This window comes from Pseudomonas sp. P7759 (assembly GCF_013386445.1).
Lineage (GTDB): Bacteria > Pseudomonadota > Gammaproteobacteria > Pseudomonadales > Pseudomonadaceae > Aquipseudomonas > Aquipseudomonas azotoformans_A.
Genome location: NZ_JACART010000003.1, coordinates 94,300 through 117,934 on the forward strand (window position 1 = coordinate 94,300; position 23,635 = coordinate 117,934).

22 protein-coding genes, 2 tRNA genes and 1 pseudogene are annotated in these 23,635 nt (G+C 60.3%); 12 read left to right on the forward strand and 13 right to left on the reverse strand.

The genetic code is table 11. From position 1 onward, the window contains the following. Window positions 1–267 precede the first annotated feature (267 nt). Both HX823_RS01155 and HX823_RS01160 read right to left on the reverse strand, forming a co-directional pair. Window positions 268–344: transfer RNA gene (locus HX823_RS01155), tRNA-Met, on the reverse strand. Window positions 345–566: 222 nt separating this feature from the next. After that, a tRNA-Met gene (locus HX823_RS01160) sits at window positions 567–643 on the reverse strand. Between the two features lie 279 nt (window positions 644–922). On the opposite strand from HX823_RS01160, the gene dinB reads away from it, so the two are divergent. Beyond that, complete coding sequence (dinB, locus tag HX823_RS01165) at window positions 923–1,981, forward strand: DNA polymerase IV (RefSeq protein ID WP_038848685.1); 1,059 nt, start codon at window positions 923–925, stop codon at window positions 1,979–1,981. A gap of 132 nt (window positions 1,982–2,113) precedes the next feature. On the opposite strand, the gene HX823_RS01170 is transcribed toward dinB, so the two are convergent. From HX823_RS01170 to HX823_RS01185, 4 genes are all read right to left on the reverse strand, one after another. Further along, window positions 2,114–3,067, reverse strand: a complete 954-nt coding sequence (locus HX823_RS01170) for a hypothetical protein (protein ID WP_177073942.1) — start codon at window positions 3,065–3,067, stop codon at window positions 2,114–2,116. Between the two features lie 20 nt (window positions 3,068–3,087). Continuing rightward, window positions 3,088–4,803 carry a proline--tRNA ligase gene (locus tag HX823_RS01175; RefSeq protein WP_016975522.1) on the reverse strand — a complete coding sequence of 572 codons (1,716 nt, stop codon included), beginning with the start codon at window positions 4,801–4,803 and terminating at the stop codon, window positions 3,088–3,090. Between the two features lie 184 nt (window positions 4,804–4,987). Beyond that, a complete protein-coding gene (locus HX823_RS01180; RefSeq protein WP_177073943.1) occupies window positions 4,988–6,520 on the reverse strand; it encodes an AmpG family muropeptide MFS transporter in 1,533 nt (510 codons plus the stop codon). A gap of 43 nt (window positions 6,521–6,563) precedes the next feature. Then, window positions 6,564–6,926 carry an MGMT family protein gene (locus HX823_RS01185; protein ID WP_177073944.1) on the reverse strand — a complete coding sequence of 121 codons (363 nt, stop codon included), beginning with the start codon at window positions 6,924–6,926 and terminating at the stop codon, window positions 6,564–6,566. Between the two features lie 145 nt (window positions 6,927–7,071). Here HX823_RS01185 and HX823_RS01190 point away from each other — a divergent pair, with 145 nt between their 5' ends. The 10 genes from HX823_RS01190 to HX823_RS01235 all read left to right on the forward strand — a co-directional run bounded on the left by HX823_RS01190 (window position 7,072) and on the right by HX823_RS01235 (window position 15,805). Continuing rightward, a complete protein-coding gene (locus HX823_RS01190; protein ID WP_038848692.1) occupies window positions 7,072–8,079 on the forward strand; it encodes a DUF481 domain-containing protein in 1,008 nt (335 codons plus the stop codon). Window positions 8,080–8,194: 115 nt separating this feature from the next. Then, complete coding sequence (locus tag HX823_RS01195; protein ID WP_177073945.1) at window positions 8,195–8,926, forward strand: HugZ family protein; 732 nt, start codon at window positions 8,195–8,197, stop codon at window positions 8,924–8,926. 66 nt (window positions 8,927–8,992) lie between these two features. After that, window positions 8,993–9,469, forward strand: coding sequence for an FxsA family protein (locus tag HX823_RS01200; protein ID WP_038848696.1), 477 nt, complete (start codon window positions 8,993–8,995; stop codon window positions 9,467–9,469). Window positions 9,470–9,716: 247 nt separating this feature from the next. After that, complete coding sequence (gene groES / locus HX823_RS01205) at window positions 9,717–10,013, forward strand: co-chaperone GroES (RefSeq protein WP_016975516.1); 297 nt, start codon at window positions 9,717–9,719, stop codon at window positions 10,011–10,013. A 50-nt stretch (window positions 10,014–10,063) separates the two neighbouring features. Then, a complete protein-coding gene (gene groL / locus HX823_RS01210) occupies window positions 10,064–11,710 on the forward strand; it encodes a chaperonin GroEL (protein WP_016975515.1) in 1,647 nt (548 codons plus the stop codon). A 324-nt stretch (window positions 11,711–12,034) separates the two neighbouring features. Continuing rightward, window positions 12,035–12,718, forward strand: coding sequence for a two-component system response regulator ColR (gene colR, locus HX823_RS01215; protein ID WP_003175870.1), 684 nt, complete (start codon window positions 12,035–12,037; stop codon window positions 12,716–12,718). Continuing rightward, window positions 12,708–13,988, forward strand: a complete 1,281-nt coding sequence (locus HX823_RS01220) for a HAMP domain-containing sensor histidine kinase (RefSeq protein WP_038845913.1) — start codon at window positions 12,708–12,710, stop codon at window positions 13,986–13,988. Before colR ends, HX823_RS01220 begins: the two co-directional genes overlap by 11 nt. A gap of 188 nt (window positions 13,989–14,176) precedes the next feature. Beyond that, complete coding sequence (locus tag HX823_RS01225; protein WP_177073946.1) at window positions 14,177–14,857, forward strand: class I SAM-dependent methyltransferase; 681 nt, start codon at window positions 14,177–14,179, stop codon at window positions 14,855–14,857. Window positions 14,858–14,861: 4 nt separating this feature from the next. Then, entirely contained in the window at window positions 14,862–15,581 is a 720-nt protein-coding gene (locus HX823_RS01230; protein ID WP_038845918.1) for a lipopolysaccharide kinase InaA family protein, read from the forward strand. Then, window positions 15,578–15,805 (forward strand): hypothetical protein, encoded by a 228-nt coding sequence (locus HX823_RS01235; protein ID WP_028617789.1) that lies wholly within the window; start codon window positions 15,578–15,580, stop codon window positions 15,803–15,805. Before HX823_RS01230 ends, HX823_RS01235 begins: the two co-directional genes overlap by 4 nt. Window positions 15,806–15,869: 64 nt before the next feature. Here HX823_RS01235 and HX823_RS01240 read toward each other — a convergent pair whose 3' ends face one another. From HX823_RS01240 to HX823_RS01250, 3 genes are read right to left on the reverse strand one after another with little or no spacing between them, the layout of a single operon-like run. Continuing rightward, window positions 15,870–16,967 carry a DUF1513 domain-containing protein gene (locus HX823_RS01240; RefSeq protein ID WP_177074173.1) on the reverse strand — a complete coding sequence of 366 codons (1,098 nt, stop codon included), beginning with the start codon at window positions 16,965–16,967 and terminating at the stop codon, window positions 15,870–15,872. Window positions 16,968–16,969: 2 nt separating this feature from the next. Beyond that, window positions 16,970–18,034, reverse strand: a complete 1,065-nt coding sequence (locus HX823_RS01245) for an imelysin family protein (RefSeq protein ID WP_016975505.1) — start codon at window positions 18,032–18,034, stop codon at window positions 16,970–16,972. A gap of 31 nt (window positions 18,035–18,065) precedes the next feature. Further along, a complete protein-coding gene (locus HX823_RS01250; protein WP_177073947.1) occupies window positions 18,066–19,493 on the reverse strand; it encodes a di-heme oxidoredictase family protein in 1,428 nt (475 codons plus the stop codon). A 140-nt stretch (window positions 19,494–19,633) separates the two neighbouring features. Between HX823_RS01250 and HX823_RS01255 the strand changes: the two genes are divergently transcribed. After that, window positions 19,634–20,197, forward strand: coding sequence for an NAD(P)H nitroreductase (locus HX823_RS01255; protein ID WP_038845925.1), 564 nt, complete (start codon window positions 19,634–19,636; stop codon window positions 20,195–20,197). Window positions 20,198–20,260: 63 nt separating this feature from the next. Here HX823_RS01255 and HX823_RS32205 read toward each other — a convergent pair whose 3' ends face one another. The 4 genes and pseudogenes from HX823_RS32205 to HX823_RS01270 all read right to left on the reverse strand — a co-directional run bounded on the left by HX823_RS32205 (window position 20,261) and on the right by HX823_RS01270 (window position 23,606). After that, window positions 20,261–21,016 (reverse strand): methyl-accepting chemotaxis protein, encoded by a 756-nt coding sequence (locus HX823_RS32205; protein ID WP_370468593.1) that lies wholly within the window; start codon window positions 21,014–21,016, stop codon window positions 20,261–20,263. A 102-nt stretch (window positions 21,017–21,118) separates the two neighbouring features. Further along, a pseudogene (locus HX823_RS32210) lies at window positions 21,119–22,453 on the reverse strand (HAMP domain-containing protein); the annotation flags it as partial. A gap of 85 nt (window positions 22,454–22,538) precedes the next feature. Beyond that, window positions 22,539–22,940 (reverse strand): YbaN family protein, encoded by a 402-nt coding sequence (locus HX823_RS01265; RefSeq protein ID WP_177073949.1) that lies wholly within the window; start codon window positions 22,938–22,940, stop codon window positions 22,539–22,541. Between the two features lie 57 nt (window positions 22,941–22,997). Further along, window positions 22,998–23,606, reverse strand: a complete 609-nt coding sequence (locus tag HX823_RS01270) for a biliverdin-producing heme oxygenase (protein WP_177073950.1) — start codon at window positions 23,604–23,606, stop codon at window positions 22,998–23,000. Between the last annotated feature and the right edge of the window lie 29 nt (window positions 23,607–23,635).

Sequence of the window (23,635 nt, forward strand, 5' to 3'; positions counted from 1 at the left end):
GGATTGTGCGCGACAGGATGGAGGTATCCAGCCAAGTTACCAATCCCTATGGACAAAATAATTACAAATATTAACGCGTATCACCGGGTGCGGCGACTGCGGCCATTGGTCGTAGAGGGTAGCGCTTGAGCATTGAGCATAGCTTGCAATGAGATGGACTCTACAAACCGCGTGCGGTTTCATGAAAGATGCCATGCCATTGTTTCAGAAGAACTTTTTCACCGGATACAAAAAAGGCCACTCTTTCGAGTAGCCTTTTTTGATGTTTGGTTGCGGGAGCCGGATTTGAACCGACGACCTTCGGGTTATGAGCCCGACGAGCTACCAGACTGCTCCATCCCGCGTCTGTGGGCGGCATTCTACAGTCCAGCGGCGAGGTGTCAACTGTTAATAGATATATCCGTCAAATAACTGCTCAGGCAACCTAAGTTTCAGATTGGAAAAGGTTTTTGTAGCGAGCGGGCTTGCTGTGGTGAGCGGGCTTGCCCCGCGCCAGGCTGCGAAGCAGTCTGCATAATTGACACGCACAAAAAAGGCCACTCTTTCGAGTAGCCTTTTTTGATGTTTGGTTGCGGGAGCCGGATTTGAACCGACGACCTTCGGGTTATGAGCCCGACGAGCTACCAGACTGCTCCATCCCGCGTCTGTGTGTCGGCATTCTACAGAGGAACGCCGGTGTGTCAACCCGTGAATCGAAGAAAAGCGCTTGTGGTTCAATCGGTTAGCTCTCCAAGGAGGCCTCCCGATACCCCGCCAGCCCAGTCTGGCTGAGGGTTTCAGCTCTATCAGCAGGCCAAATTCGATTGAGAAAATAAATTCATCTGGGATTTTTCCTACCGCTCAAGCGGAAGAATCAAACTACTGGTGCTATATACAGGTGTGAATGCGATACTGGCCACCCGTAGGTACACACCCCGTTTATATGACGCAGCGCAAAATCATCCACGTCGACTGTGATTGCTTCTACGCCGCCATCGAGATGCGCGATGACCCGAGCCTGGCGCAAAAACCGCTGGCCGTAGGTGGCTCGGCGGATCGCCGGGGGGTGATCGCCACCTGCAACTACGAAGCGCGGGCCTATGGCGTGCGCTCGGCCATGTCATCACGCCACGCCTTGAAGCTGTGCCCGGACCTGACCATCGTCAAGCCGCGCATGGATGCCTATAAGGAAGCGTCGAAGGAAATCCAGACGATCTTTCGCGACTACACCGACCTGATCGAACCCTTGTCGCTGGATGAAGCCTATCTGGACGTGTCCGACAGCCCGCATTTCGGCGGCAGTGCCACGCGCATTGCCCAGGATATTCGCCGGCGTGTCTCCAACCAGTTGCATATCACCGTGTCCGCCGGTGTAGCGCCGAACAAGTTCCTGGCCAAGATCGCCAGCGATTGGAAGAAGCCCAACGGGCTCTTTGTGATTACGCCGGATCAGATCGAAGACTTCGTCTCGCAATTGCGCGTAAGTAAGTTGCACGGCGTAGGCAAAGTCACAGCGGACAAGCTGGCGCGCCTGGGGATCGAAGACTGCCTGCAGTTGCGCGAATGGAACAAGCTGGCGCTGGTACGCGAATTCGGTAGTTTTGGCGAGCGGCTGTGGAGCCTGGCCCGTGGGATCGATGACCGCGTGGTGCAGAACGACAGTCGCCGCCAGTCGATCAGTGTGGAAAATACCTACGACGTGGATTTACCGGACCTTTCAAGCTGCCTGGCTAAACTTCCCGAACTGATGGAAACCCTGGCCGGACGCATGGCGCGCATCGACAGCAGTTATCGCGCGGGCAAGCCGTTCGTCAAGGTGAAGTTTCATGACTTTACCCAGACCACCTTGGAGCAGGCGGGGGCAGGGCGGGATCTGGAGAGTTATCAACAACTGCTGACGCAGGCGTTCAATCGCGGCGGGAAGCCGGTGCGGTTGCTGGGGATTGGGGTGCGGTTGCTGGACCTAAGCAGCGGTAATGAACAACTCGAATTCTCTTGGTAGAAACCGGGAGCACAAATGTGGGAGCGGGCTTGCTCGCGAATGCGCTGGTTCAGCCTACTCATACGGTGACTGACACTCCGTATTCGCGAGCAAGCCCGCTCCCACATTTAGATCTTCAACAGGCTTTAGATCTCAGCGAGCGCCAGGATCTGCGACGAGTCGCCCCGCATCCTTGGTCAGTGCTTGCAGGAATTCCTGCTGCAACTCGGGATCATTGCGGGTCAGTTCGATCAGGCTTTGCTCCAGCTCACTGGCTTCTTCTTCCAGGCCCAGTTCAGACAAGCGCTTGACCCGGTGCACCCACTGGCTGACTTCGTCGTCTTCCAGGTCGTCGTAGATCAGGCCGTGGGCTTCCAGCAACTTGCTGCGCAAGGTACTGCTGACCGCCAGCGTGGAGTCCGAATGCACGTCATCCTGACCATCTTCCACGCTGATCTTCAAGGTCGTGACGCGGTTCAGGTCCTGCTCGGCAAATGGGCTGTCCAACAGGTTCAGGCGCAGTACGCCGTTACGGTCGGTGGTCAGCTCATGGACTTGCTTGCCGGCGGTGACTTGCACCGGGCGTTCGCTCCAGGGCAGGCTCGAATACTCCACACGCTTGTCGCGCTGGACTTCATCGATCCCCGCCAGGTTCTGTTGCGCACGGCCGTGGGACTGCACGTTCATGAACGGGTTGAGGCCGTCCACGCCGTAGGTCAGCCAGTCACGCGTCACGCTGGTCGGCAGGTTGCCAAGGGCGAATACGTTCACCACATTGGCGCCCGCGCCGGCCACCAGGGCTACGGCACCCAACGGCATCTCATAGAGTTTGCGCCAGGGCTGGTAGGGCGTGTAGCGGTCGTAACGACGGGTGACTTCGAACTCGGTGACCTCAAAGGTCTTTTGCTCGTGAATACGGACCCGGCGTTGCGGCAGTTCCAGCACTTTGGGTTCGCCTACATCGATCTGCAGGCTGTGGTCGAGCAACTTACGCTCGACCCGCTCCTCGTGCTCACTGCGTTGCGACATCTGGTTGGCGCAGCCGCTGACCAGCAGGGCGCCGCACAAGGCGGCGCCCCCCAGGGCTCTGGTGTTTCGCTTGAACATGACTTCTCTTGATCTGGTTTTCAGCGACGAATACGCGCCTGAAGGAAAGACAGCACGTCAGCCACCGGCAACGGTTGGGCTTCGGCTTCGGTCCGGCTCTTGTATTCCAGATTGCCATCGGCCAGGCCGCGGTCACTGACCACGATCCGGTGCGGGATGCCAATCAGTTCCATGTCGGCGAACTTGATGCCCGGGCTGGTTTTCTTGTCCCGGTCATCCAGCAACACTTCAAAACCGGCGGCCGTCAGATCGGCATACAGTTTGTCGGTGGCTTCGCGTACTTGCTCGGTCTCATAACGCAGTGGCACCAGGGCGATCTGGAACGGCGCCAGGGTGTCGCTCCAGATGATGCCGTTCGCATCGTTGTTCTGCTCGATGGCAGCGGCGACCACGCGGGAGACGCCAATGCCGTAGCAACCCATTTCCAGGATCACCGGCTTGCCGTTCTCGCCCAGCACTTTGCAGTTCATCGCCTGGCTGTACTTGTTGCCCAGCTGGAAGATGTGCCCGACTTCGATGCCGCGCTTGATTTCCAGGGTGCCCTTGCCATCCGGGCTTGGGTCACCGGCCACGACGTTACGCAGGTCGGCCACGGTCGGAACCGGCAGGTCACGCTCCCAGTTCACACCGAAGTAGTGCTTGTCGTCGATGTTCGCGCCGATGCCGAAGTCGCTCATCAGCTCGACCGAACGGTCGATGATGATTGGCAGCGGCAGGTTCAGCGGGCCGAGGGAGCCGGCGCCGGCGCCAATGGCGTCACGCAGTTCGGCGTCGGTAGCCATGACCAGCGGGCTGGCCACGCCAGGTTGCTGGGCGGCCTTGATTTCGTTGAGTTCGTGGTCGCCACGGATCACCAGCGCAATCAGCTTGCCTTCTTCTTCGGCGCGCACGATCAGGGTCTTGATGGTCTTTTCAATCGGCAGATTGAATTTTTCCACCAGGGCCGCGATGGTCTTGGTCTCTGGGGTGTCCACCAGGCGCAGCTCTTCGGCCGGTGCTGGGCGGGAGGTTTCCCGTGGCACGGCTTCGGCTTTCTCGATGTTCGCCGCGTAGTCCGAACCGTTGCTGAACACGATATCGTCTTCGCCGGACTCGGCCAGCACGTGGAATTCGTGGGAGCCGGCACCGCCGATGGAGCCGTTGTCCGCTTCAACCGGGCGGAATTTCAGGCCCAGGCGCGTGAACACGTTGCAGTAGGCGGTGTGCATGCGGTCGTAAGTGACCTGCAGCGACGCCTGGTCGGCGTGGAACGAATACGCATCTTTCATGATGAATTCACGGCCGCGCATCAAACCGAAGCGTGGGCGGATTTCGTCACGGAATTTGGTCTGGATCTGATACAGGTTCAGCGGCAGCTGCTTATAGCTGCTCAGCTCGTTGCGCATCAGGTCGGTGATCACTTCTTCGTGGGTCGGGCCTGCGCAGAAGTCGCGGCCATGACGGTCCTTGAAGCGCAGCAACTCAGGGCCGTACTCTTCCCAGCGCCCGGATTCCTGCCACAGTTCAGCCGGTTGGGTGCTCGGCATCAACACTTCCAGAGAGCCGGCAGCGTTCATTTCTTCACGAACGATGGCTTCGACCTTGCGCATCACCTTCAAGCCCATGGGCAACCAGGTGTACAGGCCGGAGGCCAGTTTGCGGATCATGCCGGCGCGCAGCATCAGCTGATGGCTGATCACGACCGCGTCGGAAGGCGTTTCTTTCTGTGTGGCGAGCAAATATTGACTGGTACGCATGGTAGGCCGTTGTCGGTTGCTTGGACTTGAAATGACTCTGGATTGTACGGGCGCCGGCTGCTGGAGTACAGGCATCAGAATGCAGAGGGGTCTGTGGGAGCGGGCTTGCTCGCGAATGCGTAGGATCAGTCAACATCTCCAGCGACTGACACACCGCATTCGCGAGCAAGCCCGCTCCCACAGGTCAGTCTTCTGCCTGGGGATTCAACTTCGCCCGCCGATTCTCCTGATACCAATGCAGCGCAATCAGCGCCAGCGTCGGCACACCCAGCATGCAGGTGATCAGGAAGAAGTTGTGATAGCCGAACTTCTCCACCATCACCCCCGAATACCCACCGATCAGGCGCGGCAACAGCAGCATGATCGAGCTGAGCAACGCATATTGGGTGGCGGAGAACTTCAGGTTGGTCAGGCTCGAAAGGTAGGCCACGAAAGCGGAGGTCGCCAGCCCTGAACTGAAGTTATCCAGGGAAATGGTGAAGATCAGCATCTGCAGGTCCGGGCCCATGTCAGCGAGCATCACGAACAGCAGGTTGGTGCCGGCCGAGGCCACGCCGCCGATGAACAGGATCGGCAGGATGCCGAAACGCACGATCAGCAGGCCGCCCATGCCGGCGCCGACCAGCGTCATGATCAGGCCGAAGATCTTGCTGACCCCGGCGATCTGGTCCTTGGTAAAGCCCTGGTCGATGTAGAACACGTTGGCCATCACGCCCATTACAGTGTCGGACATGCGGTAGGTGGCGATCAGCCCCAGCAGCAACAACGCCTGCCAACGGTAGCGCAGGATGAAGTCGTTGACCGGCGTCAGCACCGGCGCCAAGCCACGGCGGCCCATGGCCGAAAGGCATAGGGCGGTGAGCGTGATATAGAGGATGGCGCGCAGGAACGCGCGGTCTTCCATCAGCAAGTCCCACAGACTCATACCGTGGAACAGCACGCTTTCGAAATCGGTGTTGAACAGCTGGGTGAACATCGCCGGCACCGATACCAGCAACACGATCAGTACAAACACAGACACCAGTTGATGCACGAAGCTGTAACGCCCAGCTTGCAGTTGGGTGCGCAGCGGCACATTGGGTTCGCGCATGAACAGGGTCGTCAGCAGCGCCGGTATCATCAGTACGCCGAACAGCACATAGGTGCCGGTCCAGGCCGAGTGTTTATAGTTGAAGCCGGTAGAGCCGAAGCCTTCTGCAAAAAACAGCGCACCCGCCGTGGCGAGCAGGGCGGCGATGCGATAACCGGACATGTAGCTGGCGGCCAACGCAGCCTGGCGGCTGTCGTCGGCGATTTCCAGGCGGTAGGCGTCGACCGCGATGTCTTGGGTCGCGGAGGCGAAGGCGACGATGACAGCGATAGCGATCAGCCAGGACAAGTGTTTCTGCGGGTCGCAAAAACCCATGCCGATCAATCCGAGGATCACCAGCGACTGGGCCAGCACCAGCCAGGAGCGACGGCGCCCCAGTTTGCCGAGCAACGGCAAGCGCCACTGGTCGAGCAGCGGCGACCACACCCATTTAAAGGCATACGCCAAACCGATCAGGCTCGCATAGCCGATGGTCTCGCGCGCCACACCGGCTTCACGCAACCACACTGAAAGCGTCGAGAACACCAACATGTAAGGCAGGCCGGCGGCAAAGCCGAGCAACAACAGGACCAACGTCGAGGGGCTGGCATAGGCAGCGAGCGCGGCGCGCCAGGTTTTACGGGGCATGGGCTGGAGTCTGCCTCAGATTTGCGGAAACAAAGCGCGCACTCTAACCGCTGTGCTCTACCGGGCGCCAGCCATGGCGCTGAATATCAACGCGATTGTTCAGGATATTGACACCTTCATCGCGCAAACGCGCCCGCTGTTCGTCACCCGAAGCACTGCCCACCGGCAGACTTATCCGACCACCGGCACCCAGCACGCGGTGCCAGGGCAACTTGGTGTCTTCGGGAAGCTGGCTCAGGGTACGGCCGACCCAGCGCGCCGCACGACCGAGACCTGCCAGGTGGGCCAGCTCGCCGTAGCTCACCACGCAGCCTGCGGGCACTTGAGCCAGGGTCAGGTACAGCGCGGTACGGCGCATTTCGGCGGGGCTTTGTGGCGTTTCAGCGGGCTGATTCACGGTGGGCATATCCATTGATACCGACGGCACAATTGTAGGAAAGGTCTGTAAGTGTGTTGATGAGAATTGAACTCAACTTAAATCCTTGAGTCAGTCCTAGCTATCTAACACGATAATCGCCCCTTTTCGCCAACCTTGAGCTCCCGATCCGCTTATGTTGTCCAGAACCCTGCTGTGCCTCGCTGTTTTCAGCGCCTCCACGCCCTTGCTGGCTGACACCGTCTGGTTGAAGAACGGTGACCGCCTGACCGGCAAGATCAAGGTCTTCGACGGTGGCAAGCTGCTGATCCAGACCGATTACGCAGGTGCCATTCCGGTGGACTGGAAGCAGGTGAAAACCCTGGAAAGTGACCAGGAGCTGCTGGTCAAGCAGGATGCCTACACCGGCGAGAAGGCCAAGTCCCTCAAGGCGGCAGATGACGGCAAAGTCGTGCTCGCCAACGGTGAAGCGCCCAAGACCGTCGATTTGGCCAGTATCCAACAGATCATCAAGCCCAAGCCCGTAGTCGAAGACCTGGTGTGGAAGGGCAATGTGGACATGGCGCTGGACTATAAACGCGCCGACAAAGACACCAACGACTACGACATCGACTTCAAGACCACCGCCCGCCATGGTCAATGGCGTCATACCGGGCAGGGCGAGTACAACCGCGAGTTCCAGGACGATGTCACCACCACCGATAACTGGGCCCTGGAATACGACCTCGACCGCTTCCTGACCGAGCATTGGTTCTGGCAGGGCCGCTTGACCTACAAGCGCGACAAGGTTGAAGACCTGTCCCGCCAACGCACCGTCGGTACCGGCCCGGGCTATCAGTTCTGGGACGATGAACTCGGCGCGTTCTCCCTGGGCTCGCTGGTCAACCGCACGGACTATGAATATGCCGACGGCGGCAAGGACAACTTCTATTCCCTGGCTATGAAGTGGAACTACAACCGCTACCTGGTGGGCAAGACCGTCGAGTTCTTCACCAACGGCGAAGTGGGCAAGCCTATCGGCGGCCCGGCCGAATACTCGCTGGATGCAGAAATGGGCCTGCGCTACAAAGTCACCGAGTGGGCTTCGCTCAACCTCAAGGCCGAGCGCGACATCATCAGTGGCGACTCCGACAGCAGCCTGAGCAAGACCCGCTACACCGCAGGCTTCGGCGTGGCCTGGTAACACGGGCGAACAAAACCTGCTTGGCAACCTTTGCCGATAATGATTACCTTGCGTTGAGATTCATTCCCATAGGCCCTATAGGCCGTGGGCGGCTGATTATCCGAGGAGTCATACGTTGAGCGCACAGGTTGCCAAGAACGCCCGAGAGCTGTTGCTCAAGGAATACCGTGGGGCTCTCTCCACACTGTCCAAAGTCATGCCTGGCTTCCCCTTCGGTTCGGTCGTGCCGTATTGCCTGGATGAGCAGGGCCGCCCGCTGATCCTGATCAGCCGCATTGCCCAACACACCCACAATCTGCAGAAAGACCCCAAGTGCTCGCTGCTGGTGGGTGAGCGCGAGGCGGATGACGTGCAGGCCGTCGGGCGCCTGACGTACCTGGCCGAAGCCGAAAAACTGGAGGAGGGCGCTGCCATCGAAGCGGCTGCGGAGCGGTATTACCGCTATTTCCCCGATTCAGCCAACTACCACAAGGCCCACGATTTTGACTTCTGGGTACTCAAGCCGGTGCGTCACCGTTACATCGGCGGCTTTGGCGCGATTCATTGGGTCGACCAGCTGACATTGGCCAACCCGTTCGCGGGCAAGGCCGAGCGCAGCATGATCGAACACATGAACAGCGATCACACCAAGGCCATTGCCCATTACGTCCACCTCACCGGCCTGCCGACGTCCGAGCCTGCCCAGTTGGCCGGCATCGACAGCGAAGGCATGCACTTGCGTATAGGCCAATCCTTATATTGGTTGCCATTTGCGGCGTCTTGCAACACGCCGACACAAGTACGCGAAGCCCTGGTTTCATTGGCTCACGCCGAGGTCTGGCCGAAAAAAGAAGCCGCTGACGCTTGAATTCACGAAACGGCGACGTCATCTAAGGTGGACTGGCAAGGCATTCTTGCGTTGAGGAACCATTTGATGCGCCCTTTTTTATTGCTCTTTCTGCTGTTCCCGGTGTTGGAGCTGTTCGTATTCGTTCAAGTCAGCAGTGCGATCGGCTTTTTCCCGGCCCTGTTGCTGATCATTCTCGGCTCGATGCTCGGCGTCCTGGTGCTGCGTGTCGCCGGCCTGGCCACGGCGCTGCGTGCCCGTGAAAGCCTGAATCGCGGTGAGTTGCCCGCCCAGACCATGCTCGAAGGCCTGATGATGGCCCTGGCCGGTGGCCTGTTGATCCTGCCGGGTTTCATCAGCGATGTGGTGGGCCTGGTGATGTTGCTGCCGTTCACCCGCAAACTGCTGGCCGGCAAGATGCGCCAGCGCGCCGAAGAGGCTGCGGTTCGCCAGCGTGCGTTCGCCGATGATCTGCAACCCCGTGGCGGTCCGGCCCCGCGCCAGCCGCTGGGGCGTGAAGGTGATGTGATCGAAGGCGAGTTCGAACACCGCGACAGCAAATAACCGCTTCACTGGCACGGCACCTCTGGGTGCCGTGTTGCTTTGAGCCGTCGGCACACGCAAAAAAATTACGCCGAGGCCCCTTGTAATAAGCTTATGCGCCCTTATGTAACGGTCACCGCAAGGTTTCTGGTGGCGACACCAGACAGACTTCCGCGTCTTGCTTGGCGAGGCGCGACCGGCGCAGCCGGAATACAACCCGCCGGTACTGACACCGGCCGATGAAAAACACAATTAGGAGAGATCGACAATGAGCAAGCTTCGTCCTCTGCACGACCGCGTCGTAATCCGTCGCAGCGAAGAAGAAAAGAAAACCGCCGGCGGGATCGTTCTGCCAGGTTCGGCTGCTGAAAAAGCCAACCACGGTGTGATCGTCGCTGCTGGCCCAGGCAAAACCCTGGAAAACGGTGAAGTGCGTGCTCTGGCCGTTAAAGTCGGTGACAAGGTTGTATTCGGCCCTTACTCCGGCAGCAACACTGTGAAAGTTGACGGCGAAGACCTGCTGGTCATGGCTGAGAACGAGATTCTCGCCGTACTGGAAGCGTAATTTTCCCGCTCATTTTCCCGTTACTCCAAAGTATTTAAGGATTATCGATCATGGCTGCTAAAGAAGTTAAATTCGGCGATTCCGCCCGCAAGAAAATGCTCACCGGTGTCAACATCCTGGCTGACGCAGTAAAAGCGACCTTGGGCCCGAAAGGCCGTAACGTGATCATCGAGAAGAGCTTCGGCGCTCCGACCATCACCAAGGACGGCGTTTCCGTAGCCAAAGAAATCGAACTGGAAGACCGTTTCGAAAACATGGGCGCGCAGCTGGTCAAAGACGTTGCCTCCCGTGCCAACGATGACGCAGGCGACGGCACCACCACCGCTACCGTTCTGGCTCAGTCGATCGTCAACGAAGGCCTGAAAGCCGTCGCTGCCGGCATGAACCCGATGGACCTGAAACGCGGCATCGACAAGGCGACCATCGCTGTTGTTGCCGAGCTGAAAAACCTGTCCAAGCCATGCGCTGACACCAAGGCAATCGCTCAGGTAGGCACCATCTCTGCCAACTCCGACAGCTCCATCGGCGACATCATTGCCGAAGCCATGGAAAAAGTCGGCAAAGAAGGCGTGATCACCGTTGAAGAAGGCACTGGCCTGGAAAACGAGCTGTCGGTTGTAGAAGGCATGCAGTTCGACCGCGGCTACTTGTCCCCGTACTTCGTCAACAAGCCAGAAACCATGGTTGCCGAGCTGGAAAGCCCGCTGATCCTGCTGGTTGACAAAAAGATCTCCAACATCCGCGAAATGCTGCCAGTGCTGGAAGCCGTTGCCAAAGCCGGCCGCCCACTGCTGATCGTTTCCGAAGACGTTGAAGGCGAAGCCCTGGCGACGCTGGTAGTGAACAACATGCGTGGCATCGTGAAGGTTGCAGCCGTCAAGGCTCCAGGCTTCGGCGACCGTCGCAAGGCCATGCTGCAGGACATCGCTGTTCTGACTGGCGGTACCGTTATCTCCGAAGAGATCGGCCTGAGCCTGGAAAGCGCCACCCTGGAAAACCTGGGCAGTGCCAAGCGCGTGACCATCTCCAAAGAAAACACCATCATCGTTGACGGTGCTGGCGTAGAGCAGGACATCCAGGCTCGCATCACCCAGATCCGCGCCCAGGTTGCCGAGACTTCGTCCGACTACGACCGTGAAAAACTGCAAGAGCGTCTGGCCAAGCTGTCCGGCGGCGTAGCAGTGATCAAGGTTGGCGCAGGTTCCGAAGTTGAAATGAAAGAGAAAAAAGCCCGCGTTGAAGACGCCCTGCACGCAACCCGTGCAGCCGTCGAAGAAGGCGTGGTACCTGGCGGTGGCGTTGCGCTGATCCGTGCTCTGGAAGCGCTGGTTGACCTCAAAGGCGACAATGCTGACCAGAACGTCGGTATCGCAGTTCTGCGTCGCGCCGTTGAATCCCCACTGCGCCAGATCGCTTCCAACAGCGGCGATGAGCCAAGTGTTGTGGTCAACGAAGTGAAGAACGGCAAAGGTAACTACGGTTACAACGCTGCCACCAGCGAATACGGCGACATGGTTGAGATGGGTATCCTGGACCCAACCAAAGTGACCCGTTCCGCGTTGCAGGCAGCTGCTTCGATCGCTGGTCTGCTGTTGACCACCGAAGTGGCCATCGCTGACAAGCCGAAGGCTGAAGGCTCGGCTGGCGGCGGTATGCCAGACATGGGCGGCATGGGTGGCATGGGCGGCATGATGTAAGCCAGCCTTACCCGGCTAACTGAAAAGCCCCGCCTGCAGTGATGCAGGCGGGGCTTTTTTGTGGGCAAAAGGGTGTTTCCCATCCCAATGTGGGAGCGGGCTTACCCGCGAAAGCGGTCAATCTGTCGAAGAAAATATTCAAGCCATCGGTAATTTTCTCATCAGCGCTGTCTTCAATCCGTGAAGCTATAGTGAAAATCTCGTTCAACTAAAATATCGGTTGAAAACCTTAATCGATGGCCCTCTCGGGTCTATCCCTGAGCCAAACTTGGCCTTAAGCTGCGCGAGCCAACACGGCCGTTACCGCGTACGGAGACACTGCCCATGCGAATTCTATTGGTTGAAGACAACCGCGATATTCTGGCCAACCTGGCCGATTACCTGGGGCTAAAAGGCTATACCGTGGACTGTGCGCAGGACGGTTTGTCGGGCCTGCACCTGGCCGCCACCGAGCATTACGACCTCATCGTGCTCGACATCATGCTGCCCGGCATCGATGGCTACACCCTGTGCAAACGCCTGCGCGAAGATGCGCGCCGCGACACGCCGGTGATCATGCTCACCGCCCGCGACCAACTGGATGACCGGCTGCAGGGCTTCAAGTCCGGCGCCGATGACTACTTGCTCAAACCGTTTGCCCTGTCGGAACTGGCCGCGCGCATCGAAGCGGTGCTGCGCCGTGCCCAGGGTGGCGGGCGCCGCGCCCTGCAAGTGGGTGACCTGAGCTACGACCTCGACACCCTGGAAGTGACCCGCGAAGGCCGCTTGCTCAAGCTCAACCCAGTTGGCCTGAAACTACTGGCGGTGCTGATGCAAAAGAGCCCGCACGTGTTGCGCCGCGAAATTCTCGAAGAAGCCCTGTGGGGCGACGACTGCCCGGACAGCGACAGCCTGCGCAGCCACGTCCACCAATTGCGCCAAGTGATCGACAAACCGTTCGCCAAGCCGTTGCTGCAAACGGTGCACGGCGTCGGTTATCGCCTGGCCGAGGGTCGAGATGGAGTTTAAGCAAAGCCTTGCCCAGCGGATCATCATCGCCTTTGCGTTGATGAGTGCGTTGGTGGCGGGGGCCTTTGCCATGGGCATCGTCGCGACGGTGCACCTGGTGGAAGAAAAGTTGATCTCGGCGGGCCTGGGCGGTGACCTGCAACGCTTGTTGCTGATGGACACGGTCGAAGACTGGCGGCACCGGCCCGAGCCGGATCAGCTGTTTTACTTCAGCGGTGGCCCCGGCGATTTTGAGTTGCCCAAGGATCTGCGCCACCTTGAGCCCGGTTTCCATGAAGTGTTCCGCGAAGCGCTGTCGTACCACGCGATGGTCGAAGTGGTCGACGGTCGACGCTACGTGTTGCTGCAGGATCAAAGCGATTTCGAAGAGCGCGAGCGCGTGTTGTTTGCCGTGGTGCTGGTGGGTTTCGTCCTCAGCCTGGCGCTGGCGGTCTTCCTCGGCTGGGTGTTGGCGCGCAAGGTGATGGCGCCGGTCGTGCGACTGGCCCGCCAGGTGCGTCATCGTGACCAACTGCTGGGCCTGGCGCCGCCGTTGGCACCGGATTACGCGGCGGATGAAGTGGGTGAACTGGCCGTGGCCTTCGATGCCACCCTGGGGCGCCTGCGCCAGGCGCTGTCCCGTGAGCAGTTGTTCACCAGTGATGTCAGTCACGAATTGCGCACACCGTTGATGGTGCTGGCCAGCTCCTGCGAACTGTTGCTGGAAAACCCGGCCATTGACCAGCGCGGGCGTAACCAGGTTGAGCGCATCGCCCGTGCTTGTGAGGAAATGCGCGAACTGGTGCAGACCTTCCTGATGCTGGCCCGCGCCGAACATGACGACGGCACCATGTCGCCCCAGGTCAGCCTGGAGCAAGTGGCCGATGACCTGCTAGGCATCTGGCGTGAGCCTATCGAGCGCAAGGGCCTGGTGTTGACCTACCAGCCGGGCAACCCTCTGGATACCCGGTACAACGCGACCTTCCTGCACGCGGTCATGGGTAATCTGCTGCGCAATGCTTTGCACTACACAGAGCACGGTTTTATCCGCCTGACCCTGGAGCCCAGTGGTTTTGTGGTAGAAGACTCCGGCGTGGGGATTCCCGAAGACAAGCGCGAAGCGATGTTCGAGCCGTTTGTGCGCGGCAACGAGAAACGCGGTGACGGCCTGGGCCTTGGGTTGTCGCTGGTCCAGCGCATCTGCGAGAACCAGGGCTGGACTGTGAGCCTCAGCACCATGGAGCCCAACGGCTGCCGCTTTCATGTACAACTGAGTCAGGTCAACGCCTGACTCCACCCTCTGCCGCTATCCTGCCAGAGATCACCGTCATTCGGCGAAGATGGCCCCATGCTATTGCTTGTGTCTGTAAAGTCTTGAAATGTATGGAGTTGGACAGGACAAGATTTTCACAACGGGTTGACCTGTTGATCACAGACGGCTGCTTAAGGTTGTAGGCATCAGCAACTGGAGATCCGTTGATGTCTACCCCGACCAAACTCGAATTTTCCGAAAAGTACAACGACGAACACGCCCAAGAGTATTTGCTCAAGCATCAGGACAATCTGGCCCGCCGGTTGTCCCACAAACGCGACGAGCAATTGGCCCGTGGCGCGCTGGCGATGGCCGGTGAGCCTGGCCTGGTGCTGGACTTGCCGTGCGGCGCCGGGCGTTTCTGGCCGCTGCTGGCCGAAAAGCCCAATCGCGTCATCATTGGAGCCGACAACTCGGCGTCGATGTTGAAGGTCGCAACGGCTGCCCAACCCGCCGATGTGGTGAAACGGGTACGACCCTTGCAGACATCTGCGTTTGATATCGATCTGCCGGATAACTCGGTCGACAGCATTTTTTGCATGCGCCTGTTGCACCACATTGGTGATCCGGCGCACCGACTGGCGATACTGCGGGAGTTTCAGCGCGTTACCCGTGACAGTGTGATCGTTTCGCTGTGGGTCGATGGCAATTTCAAAGCCTGGAAACGCAAGCGTCTCGAAGAGCAGCGTCGTAAAAAAGGTGAGCAGGAAGGTTACCAAAACAGATTTGTGTTACCGGCTGCTACTGTTGAAGCAGAATTCGAAGAAGCCGGTTTCCGTGTTCAGGAGTCCCTGGACTTCATTCCGCTCTACGCCATGTGGCGAGTGTATGTATTGCGCAAGAGGTAACAGGATGGCAGTTGAGTGCGTAGCAGGCAGTCACGTAGCTCCCGAGGAGAGATTCGATTATTTCTGGCGCCAGCAAGGCGAGTGGGTTGAAGAACCCAACCGCCGGCGTGGTGGTGAAAGTGGCGTGCAGCGCGTGATGAGCGCCAATGGACGCTTGCTCTACAGCAAGCGCCAGACCGGGCACATCTACCGCAGTTGGTTGCACCCGTTTGGCCGTCCCACTGTGTTGCGTGAGCGGGATGCCATCAAGGGCCTTCGCCTGTTGGATGTACGCGTACCCGACATGGTTTTTTGCGAGGCGCGCCGCGACCCCGAGCACCGCTGGCAGGCACTGCTGGTCACCGCAGCCCTCGACGGCTTCGACGAAATCGAAAACTGGTACGCCGCCGGTGGTCGTGAACAGTACGGCGAACTGGTGCATGAGCGCGTGCTCAAGGAGCTTGCTGGCACCTTGGCGCGGATGCACCGTGGGCGCTGGCAGCATGGCTGCCTGTACATCAAGCACATTTTTGTAAGGGTGACCGGCCAGGGCGACTCGGCCAACGTCGAAGTGGCGCTGCTGGATTTCGAGAAATGCCGCCAGCGCTTGACCGCTTATCGGGCCGCTTCCCATGACATGCTGCAATTGCGCCGCCATTCGTCGTGGAACGACACGGACTGGAAGAAACTCAGCTACTTTTACGAGACGGCGTTTGGCAGCGCTATCAAGGGTTTAACCAGATGAAGCTAGAAATAGCACGAGGTTTGTTTCTGGTCGGGGCGTTGGGCGTTGCAGCCTTGGCGCTGGCGGCCTGGGAACAGCCTCGCACACAGGTGCTCAGTGCAACGCAGGGTGGCGCGCAATGCCTGTTGCCGCGCGTCGCCAAGGCGAGCACCGCGGCCAAGCCTGATCATGAGTTGTTGCTGTTCATGTTTGGCATGTCTCAAGGGATGAGGCCACAGAGTTGAAACGATTCAAACCCCCAGGAAAGGGCCTTGCGATGCGAGGCCCTTTTTTTTGCTGTGCGCCAGCTCAGATCAGATGCAGGTGGTTATCCCAGAGCCCGGCGGGCAATTCCAACGGCTTTGCCACCAACGGTTTCTGACGACAATCGTAGAACCGGCAACGACCTTGGCCCGAGGTCACGACAAAACCATCCTCGACGGCGCCGACACCGGCACAGTCGGGCAGTGGCCCATCCAGGCGCAGCTCGCCACTGTCCATGTCCCAGATAAAGAAGCGGTTGCCCCGTGGAGCGGTCAACGCCACCAGGCGCAACTCGCTGTGCACCGCGACGCTGGCGGTGTAGTGCCCCATGGCCTGCAACTGCTCATCAGCCACCGGGAACGCCACGAAGGGTTGGCCCGGCCGCTTGATTGCCAGCAACTCGGAACGCTCCTGTGACGCGCCCATGAACTGCTGCCCGGTGAGGATGGTGCCATCGCTGGCGATCCCCATATGGCGCACGCTGTTCATCTGCTGGTCCAGGGTTTCCTTGCTGATCAGGCTGCCGTCGCGGTGCATCAGCACCAGGCTTGGCTCCATGGCGTTGAGGTTCATTTCCACGCGGCTTTCGGCTTCGGTGCGAATGCCGCCGTTGGCCACCACCAGCGTCTCACCGTCGGGCATCCATGACACCTGATGCGGGCCGATGCCGTGGGTGGACATCTCGCCGGTATGCACCAGCCGCTCGCCTTCGAACTTATACACACCAAGCAGGCCACGGCCGGGGTCGGACGTGTCGTTCTCGGTGGCGTACAACCAGTCGCCGCTCTTGTGAATGACCGCGTGGCCATAGAAATGGCGATTCGCCTTGGAGGTGATGGTTTGCAGCAGCGCGCCATCACGCAAGTCGATCAGGTAACTCTCGGTGCCTGGGCGACGGGCGACAAACAGTGCAATTGGCAGCGTCGGGTGGTTGATGATGTCGTGGCAGCGCTGGCCGACCTGGGTGGCAAACACCGGCTTGCCGTCCAGGCGATAGCCCACGGCATAGTGCTTGCCGTCTGCATCATCCCGCGCCGAGAGCAGCAGCGGGCCCTTGTCTTTCCCTTTGAACAGCGTCCAGCCGCCCAACGTGAGCGCACTGAGCAGCACGCTGCCAACCGCCAAAGCCTGTCGCCTGAGCATCATCAGTCACCGTCGTTGGCGTTAAAGCCCAGTTGAATGCCCAGCGCCTTGGCCAATTCGCCTTCGTGCAGGCGGTGGACGACGTTGAGGCTGTCGTAGATATCGTTGAGCTGTTGGCGCCCGGCGTCGTCGGCCAGCAGTTCATTGAGGGTGCGCTGGTTGCTGGCGAAGAGTTTGAGGGACGCGGCATAGGCGGCGTCGATCTTGTCGGCCAACGGCTTCTGCTCGGACGGCAGCAGGCCGCGCAGGCCTTTGTTGTCGACGCCGACCCATACGGTCTGGGCGGCGGCAAGGCTGGCTTCGAGGCTTTGCAGGGACGACTGGCTGCGCCATGCATCGGCCTGGAAGGGCTGCGGGATGCCCTTGGTCTGGCGGCCCATTGGCGTGCCGAGTTTTTTCTTCAGAGTGTCCAGTGCGGTCACTTGGACGCGCAGCAGATCGGCAATGGCTTCGTGGGAATCGGCGTAGCGCTGGTTCGGAAACTTGGTCATCTGCGCCAGCATGCCGTCGGTGCTGTTCCAGCTGGCCAGGATCTCTTCGGCCAGGGCTTTTTGACGGTCGCCGATGGCCACCAGCAGTGGGCAGTAACGGGCTTTTTGCGCGTCGTCGGCGATGTCGGTCTTGGCGTCGTAGAGGATGTATTCGTAGGCCGACAGGCCTTGCACCACCACGCTGGACTTGGCCAGGGCGGCGCCATCGATCTGCGGCTGGCTGGCGACCAGTTGCTCGACCTGGCGGCCGACCAGGTTCTTCTTGTCCGGCCAGAACTGCACCTGCCACGAACGGTTGCCCTCGGCCAGCGGGCCGATCAACAGCGGTTGCAGCTCGGCCCAGGCCTTTTGCGCGTGCAGGAAGTCGGCACGGGCGGTGTCCAGGCTCTCTTTGCCTTGGCAGTAGGCCAGGGCGCTGACGGCCAGTTGGCGGTCGGCTTCGACCCAACGGCTGTAGGTCGGCAGGATCACTTGCTTGGCGATGGCCGCCGAGGTCACCGCTTGCGGGTCTTGCGGCGAGCAGGCACCGAGGGCGAGGGCGGCCAGGCTGGTGAACAACAACTTGGGACGGAACATGTCGAGCTCCCTTCTGTAATTGGGGCGAAGCTTATAAAGAATTCAGGAACGCCAGCAACGCAGCGCGCTGCTCGGCATTAAAGGACAACACATGCTGCTGCGCCGCTTGTGCTTCACCGCCGTGCCACAGCACGGCCTCCAGCAGGTTGCGGGCGCGGCCGTCATGCAAGAACTGGGTGTGGCCACTCACGGTTTGCGTCAGGCCAATGCCCCACAACGGCGGCGTGCGCCAGTCGCGGCCACCGGCCTTGAATTCGCTGCGGTTGTCGGCCAGGCCTTCGCCCATGTCGTGCAGCAGCAGGTCGCTGTAGGGGCGGATCACTTGGTTGGCCAGCTCAGGTTCAGCGGCATTGGCCGCCGTGGTGAACGCGGGCGTGTGACAGCCTTGGCAACCGGCCTGGTAGAACAGGTTCTTGCCGGCCAGCACCTGCGGCGTGTTGACGCCACGGCGCGCTGGCACGGCGAGGTTGCGGGTGTAGAACAGCACCAGGCGCAGGATGTTGTCGCTGACTTCCGGCTCGCCATCGGGGCCATTGCCGTTGGGGGCCTGTTTGCAGGCGACTTGGGCATCGGTGCAGTCATCGAAGGGTCTCAAAGAGGTGGTGAGGCCCATATCACCAGAAAACGCGTGAACATTTTGTTGATTGAGGTTGGGTTGCCCGGCTTTCCAGCCAAAACGCCCAAGCACGGTTTTTTGCTGGGCGTCGTCCCAGACCCAATTGGCACGGCCGACGATGGCTTCCTGGTCGGCGGTCTTCGGGTCGGTGTTGCGCAGGATATCGGCGTCGCTGATGGCTTCGAGCAGGCCCAGGCCGATCATGGGTGGGGCGATGCGTGCGGAGAAGCGTGTATCCGGATGCATCGGGCCGTAACCGAGCTGGGTGATCTGCAGGTCCGGCTTGCGCAGCTCGACCACCGTGCCGTCCTTGAACGTCACGTTGACCGGTGTGTAGTCGACCCGCACCTTGCCTTCAGGCTGCACGCCCGGCACAGCCATATCCTGCAACTGACCGCCGTAGACCGGCTCGGGCACCACGCCGACCTGTTCGATGAGCTTGGCATAGGGCGCCGCATCCGGAATCGACAGGCGCACCAGCATCGACACTGCATTCGGTGCGTCGGGTAATGGCGGGTGCCCACGGCCATCCTTGATATGGCAGTTCTGGCAGGCATTGGTGTTGAACAGCGGGCCAAGTCCATCACGCGCGGTGGTGGTGGACGGCGCGATCACCCAGGGGCTGCGAAAGAAGCTGTTACCCACGCTGAAATCCAGGCGCCGGGTGGGCGACAGGTTGGCCGAAGGCAGGGAAAATGCATTCTGGTCGCGCTTGTTCACCGTCGCAGCGCCGCCCGCCCGTGATTCACCCGGCTCGGCCTTGGTGAAACGTGGCGCGTCATCGCAGGCAGTCAGGCTCAAGGCCAACACGGCTGCGGATAGGCGGAAAAGCAGACGGAACATCGAGTTTCCTGGCGCGAAGGCTGAAAATAAGGTCGCAAAGTCTAACAGGGCAGGGCCGAATGAATAAGAGCAATTATCGTTTGGTGGATGGCGATGCATTCCCGCTAGAATGGCCGCACATTTTTCTCTGGAGGTGGCCAATGCAGGCTCTCGACGCTTTGCTCAACCGTGTTTCCGTGCCGCGTCTGCTGGAACCGGCGCCGACCCAGGAGCAGCGCGACGTGCTGTTCGCCGCCGCCATGCGTGCGCCTGACCACGGCCAATTGCGCCCTTGGCGCTTCCTCACCGTTGAAGGTGCTGCCCGTGAGCAAATGGGCACGCTGTTGGCCGAGGCTGCGCGCCTGCAAGACGCCGATGCGCCACAAGCCGCCATCGACAAGGCCCAGAACGGCCCGTTGCGTGCGCCGTTGGTGGTGGTGGTGATTGCCCGTTTGCAGGAACACTTCAAGGTGCCGAAATCCGAGCAATTGCTGGCCGCCGCCTGTGCGGCCCACGGCATCCTGCTGGCGGCGTATGCCCAGGGAATTGGCGCCGTGTGGCGCACTGGCGAGTTGTCCTATTCGGCCCATGTCGCCAAAGGCCTGGGGCTGACGGCAGATGAGGAAGTGATTGGCTTCCTCTACCTGGGCACGCCGCAGAATCCACCGCGTACGGCGGCTAAAGAAGATGTGACTGCGTTCGTACAGGCCTGGCCAGGTCTCTAAAGCCAAGGTGATCCAAGTGTGGGAGCGGGCTCCCACAAGTATCTCTGTGGTTTTGGAACCGAGTCAGACCCTGAACTGATCCATCAGCTTCATCTGCTGGCTGGCCAACGCATTGAGTTGGCTGCTGATGGCCGCCGACTCGGTGGCCTGGCCGGTGAGGGTTTCGGTCACGGTACGGATCGCCGAAACGTTGCGGTTGACCTCTTCGGCCACGGCGCTCTGTTGTTCGGCGGCGCTGGCGATTTGCAGGTTCATGTCGCTGATCACGGTCACCGCATCGCTGATTTTGCCCAAGGCCTGCACCGCTTGATGGATCTGCCCGGCATTGCTCTGGGCCTGGCTCTGGCTTGAATGCATGGTTGCCACCACGCCGCGGGTGCCGCTCTGGATGCGTTCGATCACCAGGCGGATTTCCTCCACGGAGTCCTGGGTGCGCTTGGCCAGGTTGCGCACTTCGTCGGCCACCACCGCAAAACCACGCCCGCTTTCCCCGGCGCGTGCCGCTTCGATGGCGGCGTTCAGCGCCAGCAGGTTGGTCTGCTCGGCGATGCTGCGGATCACTTCCAGCACCGAACCAATCTGCTCGCTGTTGACCGCCAAGGCTTCGACTTCGCCCACGGCCTTGCTGACTTCTTCGGCCAGGGTGGTGATGTCGCGGGTGCTCTGCTCGATGATCGACATGCCTTCGCGCGCCGACTGATCCGCACCCCGCGCCGCGCTGGCAGCATTGGAGGCGCTGTTGGCGACATCGTGGGCAGTCGCGCTCATTTCGTTGGAGGCCGTGGCCACCTGGTCGATCTCGCGGAACTGCACCTGCATGCCTTCGCTGGTCTGGCGCGCGATGGCGGAGGATTGATCGGCGGTGCCACGGGCTTCGGTGATGCTTTGCTTGATCTGGGCGATGGTCGGTTGCAGCTTGTCGAGGAAGCGGTTGAACCAGTTGACCAGCTCTCCGAGTTCATCCTTCTTGGTGTAGGCCAGGCGTTGAGTGAGGTCACCGTCGCCGCTGGCGATGTCCTTGAGCATGGCGGCCACGCTGTTGATTGGGCGAGTTACGCCAGTGGCGGTCAGCCAGATCAGCAGCAAACCCAGCAGCGCGGCGGCGGCGCCGACCAGCAAGGCCTTGAGCGTACCGGCGGCCTGGGCTTTGTCGAGCACGTCTTGCAGCTTCAAGGTGTCAGCCAGCATCACGTTCTTGGGTAGCGTGATCACCACGCCCCAGGATTTTGCATCGGCAATCGGCTTGACCGGGTACACGGCGCGGATGGTGTCCTCCTGCTCGCGGATCATGGACGAGTCGCCGGCCAGCAACTGCACGATTTCCTTGCCTTCGGCGCCGAGGGTGTCGATCAGGTTTTTGCCAACCTTGTCCGGCTGGCCGCTGTAGGCTGCGATCAGGCCGGTGCTGGACAGGATCTCCAGATGCGCCGCGCCGTCGAACAGTTCTTTTTGCGCCGCGTCCGTCACGGCCTGCAGGGTGTTGAGGGCGATGTCGATACCCACCACGCCGATGACTTTGCCGTCCACGATCAGCGGCAAGGCAATGGTGGTCATCAGCATCTGCTTGCCGGCCACTTCATCGGCGTAGGGATCCAGCAGGCAAACCTTGCGCGTGTCCCGTGGGCAGGTGTACCAGATGTTGTAGGGCGTGCCGCTGAGGTTGGGGGTGGTCTTGGTCAGGTCTTCCTCGACCATGATGGTGTTCAGGCCTTCACCGCCGGCGCGGCTCCAGTAGCTGGAGAAACGGCCTTTTTCGTTGGACACGCGGGCCTTGTCGTCGACGAATTCGCTGTCCTTGCCATCCAGTCCATTGGGCTCGAACGACAGCCAGATACCCAGCACCTTGCTGTTGCGTTCGAAGGTGGTCTTGAGGCTCTGGTTGAGTTCTTCCCGCAAGGCGCCAGGCTCCAGTGAACGCTTGGCGGCCAGGGCGCGCAGGTCCTTGACCTGGTCGGCAAGGGCCGTCACCACCAACAGGTTTTCGCCAAAGGTTTTCTGCAGCTGCACGGCCTGTTCGGCGGCTTTGGATTGCAGCAGGTTCTGCACGCTGTTAGTGAGCATTCGCGAGCTTGAATCGCTGATCAGTTGATCGTTCTGATTGGTTTCGTAGAGGTTGATGCTGATGATCAGTGCGATGACCCCCAAGAGGCAAAGGCCTGACAGCAGCACGATTTTCAAGCGAATGGAGAGGGTGTCGAACATAGGTTCACTCACGAATGGACTTGTTGGAAAGCACGCAGTGCAGGCCAAGTCCATTCAGCGCTATGTCTGAAACATCGGCGTCATGAATCAATTCATGAGAGAGAGGCGATGAGCGGTAGGAAAAACCCTACACGCGCCGTTATACGGGCGCTGCGAGCCGTTCCGGGCGTGACCAGATCCACAGATTGCCCAGGCTCATCCCGGCGATCGCCAGGTAGATCGGCCAGCCGTGATCAAGCATCACCAGCATCAGGATGGCGCACAACAGCATGCTTACCGTGGCACTGACTTTGGCGCGGCGGGCGATGATCTTGCCGTTGCGCCAGTTGCACAGGATGGGCCCGAACAGCCGGTGGTTTTCCAGCCAGGCGCTGAGGCGCGGTGAGCTTTTGGTGGCGGCCCAGGCGGCGAGCAGAATGAATTCGGTGGTGGGCAAACCCGGCACGACAATCGCCACCAGCCCGATGCCCAGGCTGACGTAGGCCAGCAGGCCGAAGAGGATCCGGGCGATTTTCGAGGTGGATTGGGTTTTGCCGGTCATGGGAGCGATTTACAGAGTCGAGGAAGCAGGAGCGGACGTAGCCGCTCCTACAGGGTTTCAGGCCAGTTCAGGGGCGCTAGCGTACGCTTGTTCCAGCAAGACGGTGAAGCGTACAAACGCGTCGATTGCGCCTTTTTCCACGGCGGCTTCTTCTTCAGCGCTGAACTCCAGGCCGTCGAGCGTGCGGGTGAAGCGCTTCCAGCCTTCGGCACGACCACCGGCCGGTTCGCCCAGGTGGCGGGCACCGAAGGTTTCGCTCAGGCCCAGGCCCACGGCGCGCTTGATCAGGAACGCAGCGCCCAGCTTGGAGCCTTCGGACACGAACAGCCAGCCCAAGGCTTCGGCTTTGCTCGGGCTCTTCACGGCACCGGCGACCGGTGCAGGCACTTCGGTGTCGAGGTCGCCCAGGTCCAGTTTGGCGGCTTCGGCGCGGCAACGCTCGGCCAGGTCCGGCACGATCTTGATCAGCTCGGCATCGTTGTACAGCGCCACCAATTCCGACTGGAACAGGTACTGCGCGACCACGAAACGCGCGAAATTGGCCTGGGTTTCAAACGGCGCGTGGGCTTTGACCAGGGCGTCGAGCTTGGTGTGTGGCTCGTTGGTGATCTGGTTCAGGCGCTGGGAGCGTAGGCTTGGGCGTTCTGCGGTTGGAGAAGCGGTCATGAAAAAGTCCTTGAGAAGGGGAGCGCCTG

Excerpts from the sequence above, each read along its gene's own strand:
- HX823_RS01220 (WP_038845913.1), top strand. The coding sequence starts at position 12,708 with ATGGAGTTTAAGCAAAGCCTTGCCCAGCGGATCATCATCGCCTTTGCG.
- HX823_RS01255 (WP_038845925.1), top strand. The coding sequence starts at position 19,634 with ATGCAGGCTCTCGACGCTTTGCTCAACCGTGTTTCCGTGCCGCGTCTG.
- HX823_RS01170 (WP_177073942.1), bottom strand. The coding sequence starts at position 3,067 with ATGTTCAAGCGAAACACCAGAGCCCTGGGGGGCGCCGCCTTGTGCGGC.
- HX823_RS01225 (WP_177073946.1), top strand. The coding sequence starts at position 14,177 with ATGTCTACCCCGACCAAACTCGAATTTTCCGAAAAGTACAACGACGAA.
- HX823_RS01235 (WP_028617789.1), top strand. The coding sequence starts at position 15,578 with ATGAAGCTAGAAATAGCACGAGGTTTGTTTCTGGTCGGGGCGTTGGGC.
- HX823_RS32205 (WP_370468593.1), bottom strand. The coding sequence starts at position 21,016 with ATGCAGGTGCAGTTCCGCGAGATCGACCAGGTGGCCACGGCCTCCAAC.
- HX823_RS01200 (WP_038848696.1), top strand. The coding sequence starts at position 8,993 with ATGCGCCCTTTTTTATTGCTCTTTCTGCTGTTCCCGGTGTTGGAGCTG.
- HX823_RS01250 (WP_177073947.1), bottom strand. The coding sequence starts at position 19,493 with ATGTTCCGTCTGCTTTTCCGCCTATCCGCAGCCGTGTTGGCCTTGAGC.
- dinB (WP_038848685.1), top strand. The coding sequence starts at position 923 with ATGACGCAGCGCAAAATCATCCACGTCGACTGTGATTGCTTCTACGCC.
- HX823_RS01190 (WP_038848692.1), top strand. The coding sequence starts at position 7,072 with ATGTTGTCCAGAACCCTGCTGTGCCTCGCTGTTTTCAGCGCCTCCACG.
- colR (WP_003175870.1), top strand. The coding sequence starts at position 12,035 with ATGCGAATTCTATTGGTTGAAGACAACCGCGATATTCTGGCCAACCTG.
- HX823_RS01180 (WP_177073943.1), bottom strand. The coding sequence starts at position 6,520 with ATGCCCCGTAAAACCTGGCGCGCCGCGCTCGCTGCCTATGCCAGCCCC.
- HX823_RS01245 (WP_016975505.1), bottom strand. The coding sequence starts at position 18,034 with ATGTTCCGTCCCAAGTTGTTGTTCACCAGCCTGGCCGCCCTCGCCCTC.
- HX823_RS01240 (WP_177074173.1), bottom strand. The coding sequence starts at position 16,967 with ATGCTCAGGCGACAGGCTTTGGCGGTTGGCAGCGTGCTGCTCAGTGCG.
- groES (WP_016975516.1), top strand. The coding sequence starts at position 9,717 with ATGAGCAAGCTTCGTCCTCTGCACGACCGCGTCGTAATCCGTCGCAGC.
- HX823_RS01230 (WP_038845918.1), top strand. The coding sequence starts at position 14,862 with ATGGCAGTTGAGTGCGTAGCAGGCAGTCACGTAGCTCCCGAGGAGAGA.
- groL (WP_016975515.1), top strand. The coding sequence starts at position 10,064 with ATGGCTGCTAAAGAAGTTAAATTCGGCGATTCCGCCCGCAAGAAAATG.
- HX823_RS01270 (WP_177073950.1), bottom strand. The coding sequence starts at position 23,606 with ATGACCGCTTCTCCAACCGCAGAACGCCCAAGCCTACGCTCCCAGCGC.
- HX823_RS01265 (WP_177073949.1), bottom strand. The coding sequence starts at position 22,940 with ATGACCGGCAAAACCCAATCCACCTCGAAAATCGCCCGGATCCTCTTC.
- HX823_RS01175 (WP_016975522.1), bottom strand. The coding sequence starts at position 4,803 with ATGCGTACCAGTCAATATTTGCTCGCCACACAGAAAGAAACGCCTTCC.
- HX823_RS01185 (WP_177073944.1), bottom strand. The coding sequence starts at position 6,926 with ATGCCCACCGTGAATCAGCCCGCTGAAACGCCACAAAGCCCCGCCGAA.